The sequence below is a fragment of the Pseudomonas sp. UBA4194 genome (assembly GCF_002379585.1).
In the GTDB taxonomy this organism is placed as follows: Bacteria; Pseudomonadota; Gammaproteobacteria; order Pseudomonadales; family Pseudomonadaceae; genus Aquipseudomonas.
Genome location: NZ_DFUE01000036.1, coordinates 1 through 16011, shown reverse-complemented (window position 1 = coordinate 16011; position 16011 = coordinate 1). Strand labels below are relative to the sequence as shown.

At 61.7% G+C, this 16011-nt stretch carries 13 protein-coding genes; 4 read left to right on the top strand and 9 right to left on the bottom strand.

Going from position 1 to position 16011, the window contains the following annotated elements; genetic code table 11:
- The first annotated feature begins 89 nt into the window (after positions 1-89).
- Positions 90-1013, top strand: a complete 924-nt coding sequence (locus B3397_RS09310) for a LysR substrate-binding domain-containing protein (RefSeq protein ID WP_296249298.1) — start codon at positions 90-92, stop codon at positions 1011-1013.
- Between the two features lie 311 nt (positions 1014-1324).
- A complete protein-coding gene (locus tag B3397_RS09305; RefSeq protein ID WP_296249296.1) occupies positions 1325-2416 on the top strand; it encodes a calcium:proton antiporter in 1092 nt (363 codons plus the stop codon).
- A gap of 94 nt (positions 2417-2510) precedes the next feature.
- Here the strand turns inward: B3397_RS09305 and B3397_RS09300 are convergent, their stop codons facing one another.
- The 9 genes from B3397_RS09300 to B3397_RS09260 all read right to left on the bottom strand — a co-directional run bounded on the left by B3397_RS09300 (position 2511) and on the right by B3397_RS09260 (position 12616).
- Positions 2511-3869 (bottom strand): 8-oxoguanine deaminase, encoded by a 1359-nt coding sequence (locus tag B3397_RS09300; RefSeq protein WP_296249295.1) that lies wholly within the window; start codon positions 3867-3869, stop codon positions 2511-2513.
- Between the two features lie 96 nt (positions 3870-3965).
- Entirely contained in the window at positions 3966-4649 is a 684-nt protein-coding gene (locus tag B3397_RS09295) for an SDR family oxidoreductase (protein WP_296249293.1), read from the bottom strand.
- Between the two features lie 90 nt (positions 4650-4739).
- Positions 4740-5666: an ABC transporter permease gene (locus tag B3397_RS09290; protein WP_296249291.1), complete on the bottom strand. Its 927-nt coding sequence runs from the start codon at positions 5664-5666 to the stop codon at positions 4740-4742.
- On the bottom strand, positions 5666-6769 hold the full coding sequence (locus B3397_RS09285) for an ABC transporter permease (protein WP_296249289.1): 1104 nt from the start codon (positions 6767-6769) through the stop codon (positions 5666-5668). Before B3397_RS09285 ends, B3397_RS09290 begins: the two co-directional genes overlap by 1 nt.
- On the bottom strand, positions 6769-8313 hold the full coding sequence (locus B3397_RS09280; RefSeq protein WP_296249286.1) for an ABC transporter ATP-binding protein: 1545 nt from the start codon (positions 8311-8313) through the stop codon (positions 6769-6771). The genes B3397_RS09285 and B3397_RS09280 overlap by 1 nt, the downstream gene beginning before the upstream one ends.
- Before the next feature lie 500 nt (positions 8314-8813).
- Entirely contained in the window at positions 8814-9401 is a 588-nt protein-coding gene (locus B3397_RS09275; RefSeq protein ID WP_296249285.1) for an IMPACT family protein, read from the bottom strand.
- Positions 9402-9426: 25 nt separating this feature from the next.
- On the bottom strand, positions 9427-10089 hold the full coding sequence (locus B3397_RS09270) for a TetR/AcrR family transcriptional regulator (RefSeq protein ID WP_296249284.1): 663 nt from the start codon (positions 10087-10089) through the stop codon (positions 9427-9429).
- A 99-nt stretch (positions 10090-10188) separates the two neighbouring features.
- A complete protein-coding gene (locus tag B3397_RS09265) occupies positions 10189-11571 on the bottom strand; it encodes a uracil-xanthine permease family protein (RefSeq protein WP_296249283.1) in 1383 nt (460 codons plus the stop codon).
- A gap of 127 nt (positions 11572-11698) precedes the next feature.
- On the bottom strand, positions 11699-12616 hold the full coding sequence (locus tag B3397_RS09260) for a LysR family transcriptional regulator (protein WP_296249280.1): 918 nt from the start codon (positions 12614-12616) through the stop codon (positions 11699-11701).
- Between the two features lie 121 nt (positions 12617-12737).
- On the opposite strand from B3397_RS09260, the gene B3397_RS09255 reads away from it, so the two are divergent.
- Positions 12738-14084, top strand: a complete 1347-nt coding sequence (locus B3397_RS09255; protein WP_296249278.1) for an aspartate aminotransferase family protein — start codon at positions 12738-12740, stop codon at positions 14082-14084.
- A 23-nt stretch (positions 14085-14107) separates the two neighbouring features.
- Positions 14108-15601: a CoA-acylating methylmalonate-semialdehyde dehydrogenase gene (locus tag B3397_RS09250; protein ID WP_296249276.1), complete on the top strand. Its 1494-nt coding sequence runs from the start codon at positions 14108-14110 to the stop codon at positions 15599-15601.
- Positions 15602-16011: the final 410 nt, after the last annotated feature.

Below are 16011 nucleotides of genomic sequence, written 5' to 3'. Positions count from 1 at the left end.
CGAGGCCCCTTTACATGGGCTTATCTTTGGACTGGCGGACTTTTCAGACAAACGATACTTTCTAAGTCATCGTTTAGCGGGGCTCATTGATGAGTAAGATCCTCAACGCACAAATGCATGCCTGGCTGCAGGTCTTTGCCTGCGCGGCGCGGCATTTGTCGTTTACGCGCTGCGCCGATGAACTTCATGTCACCCCCGGGGCCATCAGCCAGCAAATGAAACAGCTGGAAGATCGACTGGGTTTTGCGCTGTTTCATCGCGTCGGTCGTGGATTGGAACTTACCGCCCAGGGGCAACGCCTGGCCGTGGTTGCCAATGAGGTGCACAGCCGCATCGATGAAGAATTGCGCCTGTTGCATTCCGGCGCCATTGGCGGTGTTTTCAAGTTGCGCAGTATTCCTTCGTTTCTCAGCAAGTGGCTGATGCCGCGTTTACCTGCATTGGAAAGAGCGTTCCCGGAGCTGCAACTGCGGGTGATCGCCGAAGACAGCAGCGGCTCGCTGCGTGATGATGATTTCGACCTGGCCATCGACTTGAACGACGGCAGTTATCCGGGGCTGGTGACCACGCCATTATTGGAAGAAGAACTCTTTCCCGTATGTTCCCCCGCGCTACTTCAGGGACGTCCGGCGCTCGACAGCCCGGGCCAGTTGGTGCACTTCCCGCTGTTGCACGACATCACCGCCTGGCGCGGCAGTTATGAATACGCCGAGTGGGAATTCTATCTGTCCGCCATCGGCGCGGACGGTATCGATGTCCGGCGCGGCCATACCTTCAACCGCAATCACCTCACCATCGAAGCGGCGCGCATGGGCATGGGCGTGGCCATCGCCCGCCGGGCGCTGATCACCGACGAACTGGAGCAGGGCTCGCTGATCGTGCCGTTTGGCTGGCCGATCAAGGCGCGCAAGAAGTATGTGCTGGCCTATCGCGAAGGCGCCCTCAACACCCCGGCGCGCCGTGCCGTGCACGATTGGTTGGTGAGCCAGGCGGCAGACCGCGTCGCCGGCTGACGCGGCTCACGCCGCTGCTACGGTTGATCCGTGTCGCCGGCTGACGCGGCTCACGCCGCTGCTACGGTTGATCCGTGTCGTTGGCTGACGCGGCTTACGCCGCTGCTGCGGTTGATCCGTGTCGTTCGCTGACGCGGCTTACGCCGCTGCTACAACGCGGTATTCCTGTAGCAGCGGCGTAAGCCGCGTCCGGCCCCCCCGCCGATCCCCGCACCTCGCCCGGTGAAACCTTTACGCCCCACCACACTCTCAAACGCGACACATCTCGTTACTTCCAGCGGCTAGCGGTCGCAGCAATCAAAAGGCAGACCATGGGCGCGCTACTCAGGCAGGAAAAATTTCTACTCTTGGCGGTACTCGCCGCATGCGTGGCATTCCCCGCAGAACACTATCTGCTCAGCCACGGCAACGGCGTCGCACTGGCAGCAGGTATTGCACTGGTGATCGCCATCATCTTCGCTTCGATCCGGGTCGCCGGGCATGCGGAGCTTCTGGCGGAAAAGTTCGGCGACCCCTACGGCACCATGATCCTCACCTTGTCCGCCGTGCTGGTGGAAGTGGTGGTATTGGGCATCATGATGAACAACGAACCGTCGCCGACCCTGGTGCGTGACACCATCTATTCGGCGGTGATGCTCGACATCAACGGTATCCTGGGTCTGGCGGCGCTGATGGGTGGCCTCAAGCACGGCGAGCAGTCCTACAACGACGACTCGGCGCGCACCTATAGCGTGATGATCCTCACCGCCATGGGCGTGTCGATGGTGGTGCCCGAGTTCATTCCCGAAGGTGACTGGAAAGTCTATTCCGGCTTCACCATTGGCGCGATGATCGTGCTCTACGCGTTGTTTCTGCGCATGCAGGTCGGGCCTCACAGCTATTTCTTCAGCTACAGCTATCCGGAGAAGAAAAAGCGCAAGGTGCCGTCCAGCGAGCCGGAGAAACCGGTGAACCTGACCCTGTCCATCGCCACGCTGATCTTCGGTGTGGTGGTGATCGGCGCCCTGGCCGAAGTGATGTCCAAGACCATCGACCTGGGTCTGGAAGGCACGGGTGCTCCCCCGGTGATGACCGCGATTCTGGTAGCGGCCATTTCCGCGGCACCCGAGATTCTCACAGCACTGCGCGCGGCTTTGGCCAACCGGATGCAGTCGGTGGTCAACATCGCCCTGGGGGCGTCGTTGTCCACGGTGATCCTCACCGTACCGGTGATGGAAGGGCTGGCGCTCTACAGCGGCCAGCCGTTCCAGATGGCAATGACCCCGGTGCAGACCGTGATGATCTTCATCACCCTGCTGGTGTGCGCGATCAACCTCAACGACGGCGAAACCAATGCCATCGAGGGCATGACCCATTTCGTCCTGTTCGCCACCTTCATCATGCTGTCGGTGCTGGGGTTGTAGCCGCGTCCAGCGACCACAAACCCCGTAGGAGCGGCGTGCAGCCGCGAAAGCGATCGCCTGCACGCCGCCGATATCACCGCCCGCGGGGGCGTTCTCAACCGCCGTTGATCAGCGCCCCCGCGGCCTGCCGGTGATCGGCAATCAACCCCTGCACATCCAACCCCTCGACCTGCCCATCCACCACCCGCCAGCGGCCACCCACCATCACTCGGTCGGCCCGGTCCGCACCACACAGCAACAACGCACTGACCGGATCGTGGCTGCCGGAGAACCTCAACTCGTCGAGCTTGAACATCGCCAGGTCCGCCTGCTTGCCCACGGCCAATTCACCGATGTCGCTACGCCCCAGCAACTGTGCCGAGCCGCGGGTCGCCCAACCCAACACCAACTCCGGTGTGATCTTCGCCGCGCCATACCGCAACCGCTGGATATACAGCGCCTGACGCGCTTCCAACATCATGTTCGAAGCGTCATTGGATGCCGATCCATCCACACCCAGTCCGATGGGCGCGCCGGCCGCCAGCAGGTCAAGCGTTGGACAGATACCCGAGGCCAGGCGCATGTTCGAACTGGGGCAATGACACACCCCCGTGCCCGCCGCGCCCAGCCGCGCAATCTCGTCGGGATTGAAGTGAATGCCATGGGCAAGCCAGGTACGCGGCCCCAGCCAACCGACGCTGTCCAGATAATCCACGGTCCGCAGGCCGAAGCGCTGCAGGCAGAAATCCTCTTCATCCAGGGTTTCGGCCAGATGCGTGTGTAGCCGGACATCCAGACGCTCCGCCATCTCGGCACTGGCGCGCATAATTTCAGGCGTCACGGAAAAGGGCGAGCAGGGCGCCAGAGCAATCTGAATCTGGGCTCCGTCACCGCGCTGGTGATAGCGCTGCACCAGCCGCTCGCTGTCGGCCAGGATCACCTCGCCCTGTTGCACGGTCTGTTGCGGCGGCAAGCCGCCCTCCGCCTCGCCCAGGCTCATGGAGCCGCGGGTCAGCAGGGCACGCATGCCTAGCTCACGCACCACCTCGACCTGCACATCGATGGCATTTTCCAACCCGTCGGGAAACAGATAATGATGGTCGGCCGCGGTGGTACAGCCCGACAGCAGCAATTCGGCCAGCGCCACCTTGCTGGCCAGCGCCAGCTTCTGGGGCGTCAGCCGGGCCCATACCGGGTACAAGGTCTTGAGCCACGGAAACAACGGCTCGTTGACCACCGGGCCCCAGGCACGAGTCAGGGTTTGATAGAAGTGGTGATGGGTGTTGATCAGGCCGGGCAGCAGCACATGCTCGCGGGCATCCAAGACACTGTCGCAGGGCAGGGCAGGGGTTTGCCCGATCGCCAGCACCTGTTCGATCAGGCCATTGTGGATAACCAGGCCGCCACGGGCGTCCAGGTCGTTGCCGGTGAATACGGCGAGGGGGTTTTTCAACCAGATACGGGTCGCAGGCATGGGCCGGCTCCTCTGAATGATGGGTTCAGGTTTGCCAGCTCAGTGATGCCCTGTCTGCTGATCCAGGGGCGCCGGTGGCCCGGCGCGGGAAGCATCTTACCAGCTAATGGTTTCGCCTTTGTAGTCCAGGAACCGGTGGCCACCCTTGCCCAGCTGTGCGGTCACCACATCCACCATGCCCCGGGTACTCGTCGCCACGTCCAGGCTGGCACCGTCGCCGCCCATGTCGGTCTTGACCCAGCCAGGGTGCATCGACAGCACCGTCAACTGTGGCCGAGCCAGTTCGACAACGAAGGTATTGGTCATGGAGTTGAGCGCCGCCTTGCTGGCCTTGTACAACGCCATGGGCGAGCCCTCTGGCATGGTCACGCTGCCCAGCACCGAACTCATGAAGGCGATCACGCCGCTGTCGGGGACATTCTCGGCCAGGCGCTGGGCCAGCCGAATCGGTGCCACCGCATTGACGATGAACAACTCACCGATATCGGCAGCGCTGGCCCCGTCCGTGTCGTAGCCCAACGGACCGGAAATGCCGGCATTGATGAACAGCAGGTCGAAGGTCTGTTGCTGCAAGGTGATCTTCAGCGCGTCCATCGACTCCAGGTTGGTCATCTCCAGCGCCTCGACTCGGGCCCCGGTCGCCTTGAGCGCCACCGGCACCTTGGCCGGATCGCGCACCGTGGCGGTGACCTCCCAGCCGTCTTCTGTCAGCCGTTCCACCAGTCCAAGGCCCAGGCCACGGGATGCACCGATCACCAGCGCGGTTTTTGCCGTTGTCATCGCAGTTCTCCTCGCAAAGAAGCTCAGCCTAAACCTTCCCTGCGCCAACGCCAGTCCAATCTGATGACCAGATCGTTCCAGTCGCCAGTTTCAATCCCCAGGCTGCCATGGCTTACCCAGTGAAACCGGCGCATACAGCCGGGTGCGCAGTGCATCGCGAGACAGCAGGACCAGCACCACGATCGTGGCCACATACGGCAGCATCGCCAGCAGATTCGACGGAATCGCCAGGCCCACACCCTGAGCCACCAGATGCAGAATGCTCGCCAAGCCGAACAGGTAGGCTCCCAACAACAGCCGCCATACCCGCCAACTAGCGAATACCACCAGCGCCAGGGCGATCCAGCCGCGACCGGCAGTCATGTTTTCCGCCCACATCGGTGTGTAGGCCAGCGAGAGATAGGCGCCGGCAAGCCCGGCCATGGCACCGCCAAACAACACCGCGAGCGTGCGTACCCGCAATACCGGCAGGCCCATGGCACTGGCGGCATCCGGGTTCTCGCCCACGGCCTGAACGATCAGCCCCGCACGGCTTTTCACGATGACCCAGGCCACCGCCGCGAACAGCCCGAAGGACAGGTAGACCAGCAGGTCCTGCGCGAACAGCATGCGTCCGATCAACGGGATATCGCTGAGGTAGGGAATTGCAACAGGCTCGAAACCGCTCAGCGGCTTGCCCACCCATGCCGCACCGACGAAGGTCGACAAGCCAACACCGAAGATGGTCAGGGCCAACCCCGTAGCCACCTGATTGGCGCTGAAGAACAACGCCACCACCGCGAACAACGATGCCAGCAGCATGCCGGCCAGCATCGCCAGCAGCACGCCCAGCCACAGGTTGCCCGTGCTCAGGGCAACGATAAAGCCGATCACCGCGCCGAACAGCATCATGCCTTCCTGCCCTAGGTTCAGCACGCCGCTCTTCTCGCAGATCAACTCACCCAGGGCCACCAGCAACAACGGCGTACCGCAGCGCACCATGGCGTAGAGAATATTGCCCAACAGGTCCATATCCATCACGCCGCTCCCACGACAGTTGCGCCGGCGGCGCGACGAGCCCAGCGCTTGTGCAGGCGCGGGCGGTAGAGAATCAGCACATCGCAGGCCAGCAGGAAGAACAGCATCATGCCCTGGAACAACTGCGTGATCGCCTGGGGCAGATTGAGGCTCATCTGCGCGCTCTCGCCGCCCAGGTAAAGCAAGGCCATCAGCAGGCTGGAAAATACGATCCCAATCGGGTTCAGCCGGCCGAGAAAGGCCACGGTAATGGCGGCATAGCCATAGCCCGGCGACACCTGCGGCACCAGTTGGCCAATCGGCCCGGTCACCTCACTGACTCCAGCCAGCCCGGCCAACGCACCGCTGACCAGCAGGGCCAGCCACACCAGGGGCTTCTCGCGAAACCCGACGAAGCCGGCCGCGCGTTTGTCCAGCCCCAGCACCTTGATCTGAAAACCGAGGAAACTGCGTTGCAGCAGCACCCATACCGCCACCAGCGCCAGCAGGGCGAAGTACACCCCGGCGTGTACCCGGCCATCGTCCATCAACAGCGGCAGGCGGCTGGCATCACCGAACATGGCCGACTCGGGAAAGTTGAACCCGGCCGGGTCCTTCAACGGCCCGTGCACGCAGTACAGCAACAGGTTCAAGGCGATGTAGTTGAGCATGATGCTGGTGAGGATCTCATTGGCGTTGAAGCGTGTGCGCAGCCACGCCGTCAGTCCCGCCCAGGCCGCGCCACCCAAGGTACCCACGGCCAGTATCGCCACCAGCGCCCAGCGGCTCTGCATATCGATGATATGCACCGCCAGCGCGCTACCCGCCAGCGCCCCCATCAGCAACTGGCCTTCGGCGCCGATGTTCCAGATGCGCGCTTGATAGGCCACGGCCAGGCCCAGGGCGCAGAGCAGGATCGGCAAGGCCTTGACCAAAAGCTCCGATACACCATAAAGGTCGCTGATCGGTGCAATCAGTAGCGTATGCAGGGTGATCAAGGGGCCATGGCCCAGCGCAACGAACAGCAGTGCGCCGCAGGCCAGGGTCAGTACGGCGGCCAGCAAAGGGGAGCACCACAGCATGAGCCTGGATTGCTGGCCACGAGGTTCAAGGGAAAGCAGCATCAGCAGGCTCCAACGGCGCATGTGGGGGAAGGGACATCGAAGCGGCCGGCCATCCAGCTGCCCACTTCTACCGGGTCCGTGCTCTGGGTGGCCTTCAATCCGCTGAGGCGCCCGCCACTCAGCGCGCCGAGTCGGTCGCTGATCAGAAACAGCTCGTCCAGGTCTTCGGAAATCACCAGGATCGCCGCGCCGGCATCACGCAGTGCGATCAGGGCACGATGGATGGTGGCAGCGGCGCCGACGTCCACGCCCCAGGTCGGATGGGCCGCTATCAGCAGCTTGGGTTGCTGAAGAATCTCGCGGCCGAGAATGAATTTCTGCAGGTTGCCGCCCGACAAGCTGCGGGCCGCCGCGTGGGGTCCCGAAGCCTTGACTCCGAAGCGACGGATGATTTCCTCCGCGAGCTTGAGCACTTTGCCCCGTTGAACAAGGCCCTTGCTGATCAGTCCTTGGCCAAAGGCCGTCAGCAGCCCATTGTCGGCCAGGCTCAGCTCTGGCACCGCACCGTGCCCCAGTCGTTCGGCCGGTACGAACGCCATGCCGTGAGCGCGGCGGCGATCCGGGCGAAGGTGGCCGACCGCTTCTTCGGCAAAGGTAATTTGCCCAGGCTCGCAGAGTTGCTCGCCGCTGAGCAACGCCAGCAGTTCATCCTGGCAGCTGCCCGCCACACCGGCGATACCGACGATTTCGCCACTGTTCACCTGCAGGTCGATCTGTTGCAGAGAGCAGCCAAAGGGGTCGGGGTTATGCCAGGAGAGCCCGGTGACACCTAGAAAGGGCAGCCCGCCCACGGCCTTGGGATAGGCGCTGGCCAGTGTGTCGGCGTCACCCACCATCAACCGCGCCAGCTGCAGATCCGAACATTGCGCGGGCACGCAGTGCCCTGACACACGGCCGCTGCGCAGTACGGTGGCACTGTGGCACAGGGCGCGCACTTCACCCAGTTTGTGGCTGATGAACAGGATGCTGCAGCCCTCACTGGCCAGGCGACGCAGGGTCACGAACAACTCGTCGGCCTCCTGCGGCGTCAATACAGAGGTGGGCTCGTCGAGGATCAGCAAGCGTATGTCCTGCATCAGGCAGCGCACGATCTCCACGCGCTGGCGCTCGCCGATGGACAAGCTGTGCACCAGCCGTTGCGGCTCCAGGCTCATGCCATAACGGGCCGAGACTTCGCGGATGCGGGGCTCGAGCTGCTTGGGCGTCTGCCCCGCACCCATGGCCAGGGCGATGTTCTGGGCCACGCTCAGGGTTTCGAACAGCGAGAAGTGCTGGAATACCATGCCGATACCCAGCCCTCGTGCCTGGGCCGGATTGCGCATGGTCATGGGTTGACCCTGCCAGCTGATCTGGCCGGCATCGGGCTGGGTGACGCCGTAGATGATCTTCATCAAGGTGCTTTTGCCCGCGCCGTTTTCGCCCAGCAATGCACGGATTTCGCCCGCCTCGATCTGCAAGTCGATGCGATCGTTGGCCAGGCAGCCAGGGTACTGCTTGCTGATGCCGCGCATCAGCAGACGTGGGGCAGACGTGAGATTGGGCATGATGCGCTCGAACCGTGAGAGAACGGCTGTGGATAAAGCAATTTCCTGGCCAACAGGTCAGCTTTATGCCGTGGGGTAGGCGGGCCGCGCATTCGGCGGGCGGACTCACCGGCCAGGCAAGGCCCGTTGATCACCGCACCCATGTCATGCGCCCCAAATCGGCGCGGGACTGCCCGATCCTGTGCTGGTCAAAAAATGAGCGATTGCAGCAACCGCCGAAGGCGTCAGGGGTCATGCCAGGCATGCACGGTTTATCCACAGCTTGCTCCACAGTTTCTGTGCGCAACCCCAGGGCCGGCTATAACGATTGAGAGCGCACGGAAAAAACGCGATAAACAGTGCTAACCGTCTGATTCAACTCTGAAAAAATAGCCTTCAATCGGTTATTGGTCAAAAAACGGACAAAGCCCTGCAAGCCTTCTGGCGCGCGGCTTTCAGCGCTCTACCCCGAGCTTATCCACAAGCAGGTGCACAGTAGCTGTGAGCAACCGACGTACTGCTCAGTCCGCCTCTGCCAGAAGAATCCGTCCGCGGGACAGGTCGGCCAGTTGCTGTTGCAAGCCGGCGATGGATTCGCGTGCGATTGCCAGTCTCAGGTCAACGCCATTGCTGGTGAAATCCTCGCCCGTGACCAGCCCTTGCGCTTCCGCGACGCGCAGCTTGACCAGCGCCAGCTCACTGAAGGTGCAGGAGCAGCTCACGCTGACACGACTTATCAACAGCCGTTTCTCGGCCTGCTGCAGACATTTGTTCGCGCCGCCGCCATAGGCGCGAGCCAGCCCCCCGGTGCCCAGCTGGATGCCGCCGTACCAGCGAATCACCAGCACCACCACCTGATCGCAATCCTGCGCCTCGATGGCCGCCAGGATCGGCCGGCCGGCGGTACCGCCCGGCTCGCCATCGTCATTGCTGCGATACTGCTCGCCCAGCTTCCAGGCCCAGCAGTTATGGGTTGCCGCCAGGTCACTGGACTGTTCGATGAAGGCCTGGGCATCGGCCACGCTGGTGATTGGCGCGGCCAGGGTGATGAAGCGGCTCTTGCGTATCTCTTCACGAAACTCGCAGGGGCCCAGCAGGGTGGAAGGCATCGTTATCTCTTGGCTGTCGCGGTGTTCACACCGCCGGGTTCAACCCGCACCCCTTGAGAATGATACGGATCAGGTTGTCACTCGCTTCCTCGAAATCCTGCTTGGTCAGCCGTGCCCGGCCGGTGACGCGGCAGATCTGCGTGGCGAAATCAGCGTAATGCTGAGTGCTGCCCCATAGCAGGAAGATCAGGTGTACGGGGTCGATGGGATCCATCTTACCGGCATCGATCCAGGCCTGGAACACAGCGGCACGGCCTTTGAACCACACGCGGTAGTCCTGGCTGAAATACTCGCTCAGGCATTCACCGCCACTGATGATCTCCATGGCGAAAATCCGCGAGGCCTGGGGTTGGCGTCGGGAAAACTCCATCTTGGCGCGAATATAGTGCGTCAGCGCCTCACCGGGATCGTCATCGGCGTTGAGGTTGTTGAAGGTGCTGTCCCACAGTTCGATGATGTTGCTCAGTACTGCAATGTACAGCCCCAGCTTGTTGGTGAAGTAATAGTGCAGGTTCGCTTTGGGCAGCCCGGCATTGACCGCAATGGTGTTCATGCTGGTGCCTTTGAAGCCATGGCGCGCGAATTCGTCTTCCGCAGCCTTGAGGATCGCTTCTTCGTTCTTCTGCCGGATGCGGCTGGCGGGTTTACCGTTGGCGGGGGTGCTGTGCGCGGGAACTTCAAGGGTCATGGGCAATTCCGAACGGATCGTGTGGGTGCGGCAGATGCGTTGATAACGCACCCACCTCGATCAGACAAGCGCTGTTGCGAAAATTTCTCGAACAGCGGTTCACACCGCCTCGTTTTCGAGGCCTTGCTCTACGGCGACCACATCCTTGGGCTCGGGTAGCAGCAGGCACATCACCAGAGCGGTAATGCCGCCGCTGGTGATGGCCGAATCGAACAGGTTCTGTACCAGCTTGGGCATCAGGTGCAACAGGTTCGGCTGCGCCGCCACCCCCAGGCCAACCCCGAAGGAGGTCGCGATGATCAGCATGTTGCGACGGTCCAGAGGCGACTGGGCCAAGATCCGGACCCCGGCAGCTGCCACGCTGCCGAACATCACGAGGGTCGCACCGCCCAGCACCGGTTTGGGTATCTGTTGCAGGACTGCGCCAATGAGGGGCACCAAGCCAAGCAGAAACAGGATGGCCCCGATATACAGGCCGACGTAGCGGCTGGCCACCCCCGTCAGCTGGATCACCCCATTGTTCTGGGCAAACGTGGTGTTGGGAAAGGCGCTGAAGGTCGCGGCCAGCATGCAACTCACCCCGTCGCCCAGTACCCCGCCCTTGAGCCGTTTGATGTAGCTGGGGCCGCTGATCGGCTGGCGCGACAGCATGCAGTTGGCCGTCAGGTCGCCCACCGTCTCAATGGTGCTGATCAGGTAGATCAGCGCTACCGGCAGGAACGCCGTCCAGTCGAAACTGAAACCGAAGCGGAACGGAATCGGCACGCTGAGCAGTGGCAGGTCGGGCAATGGTTGTGGCACCAGCTTGCCGCTGAACCACGCGGCGATACTGCCCACCAGCAGGCCGATGATAATCGCCGAGAGGCGCACCCAGGGCGTATTGCTGCGGTTCAACAGGATGATGACTACCAGCACGAAGGCGCCCAGGGCCAGGTTGCCGGGCGCGCCGAAATCCGGCGCATTGAAGCCGCCTCCCAGGTCGGTGATGCCGACCTTGATCAGGCTGACGCCGATCAGGGTAATGACGATGCCTGTCACCAGGGGTGTGATGACCCGGCGCAGTTGACCGATGAATCGGCTCAACACGATCTGCACCAGCGCGCCAAAGAAGCACACGCCGAAAATCATCGCCAGAATGTCCTCGGGGCTCCCGCCCCGTTGCTTGACGATGAAGCCTGCGGACAGCACGGCCCCGAGAAAGGCGAAACTGGTGCCCTGCAGGCAAATCATGCCGGCGCCGATGCCGAACGGGCGCCGCGCCTGAATGAACGTACCGACCCCGGATACCATCAGCGCCATGCTGATCAGGTAGGGCAGGTGAGCGGTCAGGCCCAACGCCGAGCCAATGATCAAGGGCGGGGTGATGATGCCGACGAACGCCGCCAGCACATGCTGCAAAGCAGCCAGCACCGAGGCTGCGGGGGCTGGCCGGTCATCCAGGCCGTAGATCAGTTCGTTCGAGGAGGAGGTATCTGGAGGCATGAGGTCGAGCTCTCGGCGCAGTCGATGGGCATTCGTTGCCAGGCACTGTGCAAAAAGCTGTCCAACTGCTCAGGATTGATTTCCTGCCAGCTATTAAAATCCTTTTGAAACAACAAGATAATAATTTCTAGCGGGTTTCAATCAGGCTCTCCAGAAAGCTTTCCAGCACCAAATGGGGGCGCCTGCCCTTGCGGGTGACCCAGGATAGACTCAGGTCATAGAATCGCTCGCTGGGTTTCAGCGCGCGCAGTCGTCCCTGCTGGACCCAGAACGTTGCGTAGTGGTCGGGCAGGTAGCCGATATAGCGGCCGGTCAGGATCAGAAAGGCCATGCCTTCCCGGTCCGAAGCACTGGCGGTGCAGTTGAGTGCCTGGTACTGCGCCTGGATATCGGCTGGCAGACGGAAGGTCGGGGCAATGGCTTCCTGGGCGTTGAGGCGGCCGTTGTCCAGTTCGGCATCGCTGGCGTAGAACAGTGGATGGCCGACAGCGCAGTACAGCAGTGACCGCTCGCTGTACAAGGGTTGGTACTCGAGCCCTGAAAGCGGGCTCGATTGTGGCACCACCCCCACATGCAGGCTGCCATCGAGCACCCCTTGCTCGACTTGGCTGGGGGCGATCATGCGGATCTGGATGCGTACATCCGGGCCCCGATCCTTCAGTTGTGCCAAGGCGTGAGTGATGCGCATGTGCGGCAAGGTCACCAGGTTATCGGTCAAACCGATATTCAGCTCACCGCGCAGATGTTGATGCAGCCCATTGACCTCGGTGCGAAAGCTTTCCAGGGCGCCGAGCAATTGCAAGGCGGACTGATAGACCTCGCGACCTTCCTCCGTCAACGAGAACCCGGCACGCCCACGCTGACACAGACGCAGACCCAGGCGTTGCTCAAGATCGCTCATTTGCTGACTGATCGCCGAACGGCCTATACCCAATACGTTCTCGGCTGCGGAAAAACCGCCGCATTCCACTACGCTGCGATAGATACGCAGCAGGCGGATGTCGAAGTCGCTGACTTGCGCAAGTGGGTCGGGGCGTCGGCTCATAGTTTAGTGACTGCCTAACTGAAGATCGCAAAAGTTGTGTTTTCCAGACTTTATCGCCGTGACAACTTAGGGGCAACACGCTTGTCATCGCGTCTCTAATCGCTCTGAGAGGTTCCTGCACATGAACATGCCCGAAAACGCCCCCGTCGGCGTCGCCAGCCAACTCAAGCTCGATGCCCACTGGATGCCCTACACGGCTAACCGTAGCTTCCAACGCGACCCGCGAATCATCGTCGCCGCCGAAGGTAGCTGGCTGACCGATGACAAGGGACGCAAGATCTACGACAGCCTGTCAGGCCTGTGGACCTGCGGGGCTGGCCATTCGCGCAAGGAAATTCAGGAAGCGGTTTCCCGTCAGCTCGGTGTACTCGACTACTCACCGGCTTTTCAGTACGCCCACCCCTTGTCGTTCCAGTTGGCAGAGAAAATCACCGATCTCACCCCCGGCAACCTCAATCACGTCTTCTATACCAACTCCGGCTCCGAATGCTGCGACACGGCCGTGAAAATGGTACGCGCCTACTGGCGCCTCAAGGGCCAGGCGACCAAGACCAAACTCATCGGCCGTGCCCGTGGTTACCACGGCGTCAACGTGGCGGGCACCAGCCTGGGCGGGGTCAACGGCAATCGCAAGATGTTCGGCCAACTGATGGATGTGGATCACATCCCGCACACGCTGTTACCGGGCAACGCCTATTCCAAAGGCTCGCCGCAAGAGGGCGGTATCGCCCTGGCCGATGAAATGCTCAAGGTCATCGAGCTGCACGACGCCTCCAACATCGCTGCACTGATCGTCGAGCCTATGGCCGGTTCGGCCGGCGTATTGCCGCCGCCCGTGGGTTATCTCAAGCGCCTGCGCGAAATCTGCGACCAGCACAACATCCTGTTGATCTTCGATGAGGTGATCACCGGTTTCGGCCGTACCGGCGCCATGTTCGGTGCCGACACTTTCGGCGTCACCCCGGACCTGATGTGCATCGCCAAGCAGGTGACCAACGGAGCCATCCCGATGGGCGCGGTGGTGGCCAGCAGCGAGATCTACCAGACCTTCATGAACCAGGCGACGCCTGAGTACGCGGTCGAATTCCCCCACGGCTACACCTACTCGGCTCACCCCGTAGCCTGCGCCGCCGGCCTGGCAGCGTTGGACCTGTTGCAGCGCGAGAACCTGGTGCAGAACGTGGCCGAGCTGGCGCCGCATTTCGAGAACGTGCTGCATGGCGTGAAAGGCGCGAAGAATATCGTCGACATCCGCAACTACGGTCTGGCTGGCGCGATTCAACTGGCACCTCGCGACGGAGACGCCATCGTGCGTCCGTACGAAGTCTCCATGAAGTTGTGGAAGGCCGGCTTCTATGTGCGTTTCGGCGGCGACACCCTGCAGTTCGGGCCTACCTTCAATGCCCAGCCGCAAGACCTGGACCGCCTGTTCGACGCCGTTGGCGACGCCCTCAATCAGATCGACTGACCCTTTTTCAAGGAGCCCCCTGCATGAGCACTATCCAACACTTGATCAACGGCGATCTGGTTTCCGGCGGCGATCGCACGGCGGACGTCTTCAACCCGTCGACAGGTCAAGCGATCCACAAGCTGCAACTGGCCACTCGCGAAACCGTGCAGCAAGCCATCGATGCTGCCAAGGCCGCCTTTCCTGCCTGGCGCAAGACCCCCGCTGCCAAGCGTGCTCAGGTCATGTTCCGCTTCAAGCAATTGCTGGAGCAGAACGAAGCCAAGATCGCCCAGATGATCAGCGAAGAACACGGCAAGACCCTAGAAGACGCCGCTGGCGAATTGAAGCGCGGCATCGAGAACGTCGAGTTCGCCTGCGCTGCGCCTGAAGTCCTAAAGGGCGAGTACAGCCGCAACGTCGGGCCCAATATCGATGCATGGTCCGATTTCCAGCCGTTGGGTATCGTTGCCGGTATCACACCGTTCAACTTCCCGGCGATGGTGCCGCTGTGGATGTATCCGCTGGCGATCGTCTGCGGCAACTGCTTCATTCTCAAACCTTCCGAGCGTGATCCCAGCTCCACACTCTATATAGCGCAGCTGCTGCTCGAAGCCGGCTTGCCCGCGGGTGTTATCAGCGTGGTGCATGGCGACAAGGTTGCGGTGGATGCCCTGATCGAGGCGCCGGAAGTGAAGGCGTTGAGCTTCGTGGGCTCGACCCCTATTGCCGAGTACATCTATAGCGAAGGCACTCGCCGGGGCAAACGTGTCCAGGCGCTGGGCGGCGCGAAGAACCACGCAGTGCTCATGCCCGATGCCGATCTGGATAACGCGGTCAGTGCCCTGATGGGGGCTGCGTACGGTTCGTGCGGCGAGCGATGCATGGCCATTTCGGTAGCAGTATGCGTCGGTGATCAGGTGGCCGACGCCCTGGTGGCCAAGCTGACTCCCCAAATCAAGGCGCTGAAGATCGGCGCAGGTACCACGTGCGGCCTGGACATGGGCCCTCTGGTCACCGCCCAGGCACGGGACAAGGTTTCCGGCTATGTCGATGACGGCGAGCAGGCGGGCGCCAAGCTGGTGGTCGATGGTCGTGGCCTGAGTGTTTCGGGCAACGAGGATGGCTTCTTCCTCGGCGGTTGCCTGTTCGATCACGTGACGCCTGAGATGCGTATCTATAAAGAAGAGATCTTCGGCCCAGTGCTGTGCATCGTGCGGGTCGACAGCCTCGAGCAAGCCATGCAGCTGATCAACGACCATGAGTATGGCAACGGCACCTGCATCTTCACTCGTGATGGTGAAGCGGCACGCCTGTTCTGCGACGAGATCGAAGTAGGCATGGTCGGCGTGAACGTGCCCTTGCCGGTACCTGTTGCCTACCACAGCTTCGGTGGCTGGAAACGCTCGTTGTTCGGTGACCTGCATGCGTATGGTCCGGATGGGGTCCGTTTCTATACCCGGCGCAAGGCGATCACCCAGCGCTGGCCTCAACGTGCCAGTCACGAAGCATCGCAGTTCGCATTCCCCAGCCTTTGAGCATCAGGAAAGGGGCAAGCCGTCAGGCTTGCCCCTTTGTTTTGACCAATGTGACAGTTTGTTGAAATTAGCAGTTGACGCCCTCGCCAATCTCTCTATAATTCGCCCCACTTCCGGCGCAGACGAAACGGAAAACTCCTTGATTATCAACGAGTTAACCGAAGTAAGCAGCGAGGTGGTGTTTCGGTCTTCTGGATCGATAGCGGTGAAAAAGGTGGTTGACAGCGGTTTGAAACGCTGTAGAATTCGCCTCCCGCTAACGAGCGATCGAAGCGAGTCAAGTGGTTGAAGTTGTTCAGGTTTCCCCGGAAAAACTTCAAAATAAACGCTTGACAGGATGTGAGGCTAGCGTAGAATGCGCGCCTCGGTTGAGACGAAAGAATCAACCCACCGCTCTTTAACAATTGAAT

Excerpts from the sequence above, each read along its gene's own strand:
- B3397_RS09310 (WP_296249298.1), top strand. The coding sequence starts at position 90 with ATGAGTAAGATCCTCAACGCACAAATGCATGCCTGGCTGCAGGTCTTT.
- B3397_RS09305 (WP_296249296.1), top strand. The coding sequence starts at position 1,325 with ATGGGCGCGCTACTCAGGCAGGAAAAATTTCTACTCTTGGCGGTACTC.
- B3397_RS09300 (WP_296249295.1), bottom strand. The coding sequence starts at position 3,869 with ATGCCTGCGACCCGTATCTGGTTGAAAAACCCCCTCGCCGTATTCACC.
- B3397_RS09295 (WP_296249293.1), bottom strand. The coding sequence starts at position 4,649 with ATGACAACGGCAAAAACCGCGCTGGTGATCGGTGCATCCCGTGGCCTG.
- B3397_RS09290 (WP_296249291.1), bottom strand. The coding sequence starts at position 5,666 with ATGGATATGGACCTGTTGGGCAATATTCTCTACGCCATGGTGCGCTGC.
- B3397_RS09285 (WP_296249289.1), bottom strand. The coding sequence starts at position 6,769 with ATGCTGCTTTCCCTTGAACCTCGTGGCCAGCAATCCAGGCTCATGCTG.
- B3397_RS09280 (WP_296249286.1), bottom strand. The coding sequence starts at position 8,313 with ATGCCCAATCTCACGTCTGCCCCACGTCTGCTGATGCGCGGCATCAGC.
- B3397_RS09275 (WP_296249285.1), bottom strand. The coding sequence starts at position 9,401 with ATGCCTTCCACCCTGCTGGGCCCCTGCGAGTTTCGTGAAGAGATACGC.
- B3397_RS09270 (WP_296249284.1), bottom strand. The coding sequence starts at position 10,089 with ATGACCCTTGAAGTTCCCGCGCACAGCACCCCCGCCAACGGTAAACCC.
- B3397_RS09265 (WP_296249283.1), bottom strand. The coding sequence starts at position 11,571 with ATGCCTCCAGATACCTCCTCCTCGAACGAACTGATCTACGGCCTGGAT.
- B3397_RS09260 (WP_296249280.1), bottom strand. The coding sequence starts at position 12,616 with ATGAGCCGACGCCCCGACCCACTTGCGCAAGTCAGCGACTTCGACATC.
- B3397_RS09255 (WP_296249278.1), top strand. The coding sequence starts at position 12,738 with ATGAACATGCCCGAAAACGCCCCCGTCGGCGTCGCCAGCCAACTCAAG.
- B3397_RS09250 (WP_296249276.1), top strand. The coding sequence starts at position 14,108 with ATGAGCACTATCCAACACTTGATCAACGGCGATCTGGTTTCCGGCGGC.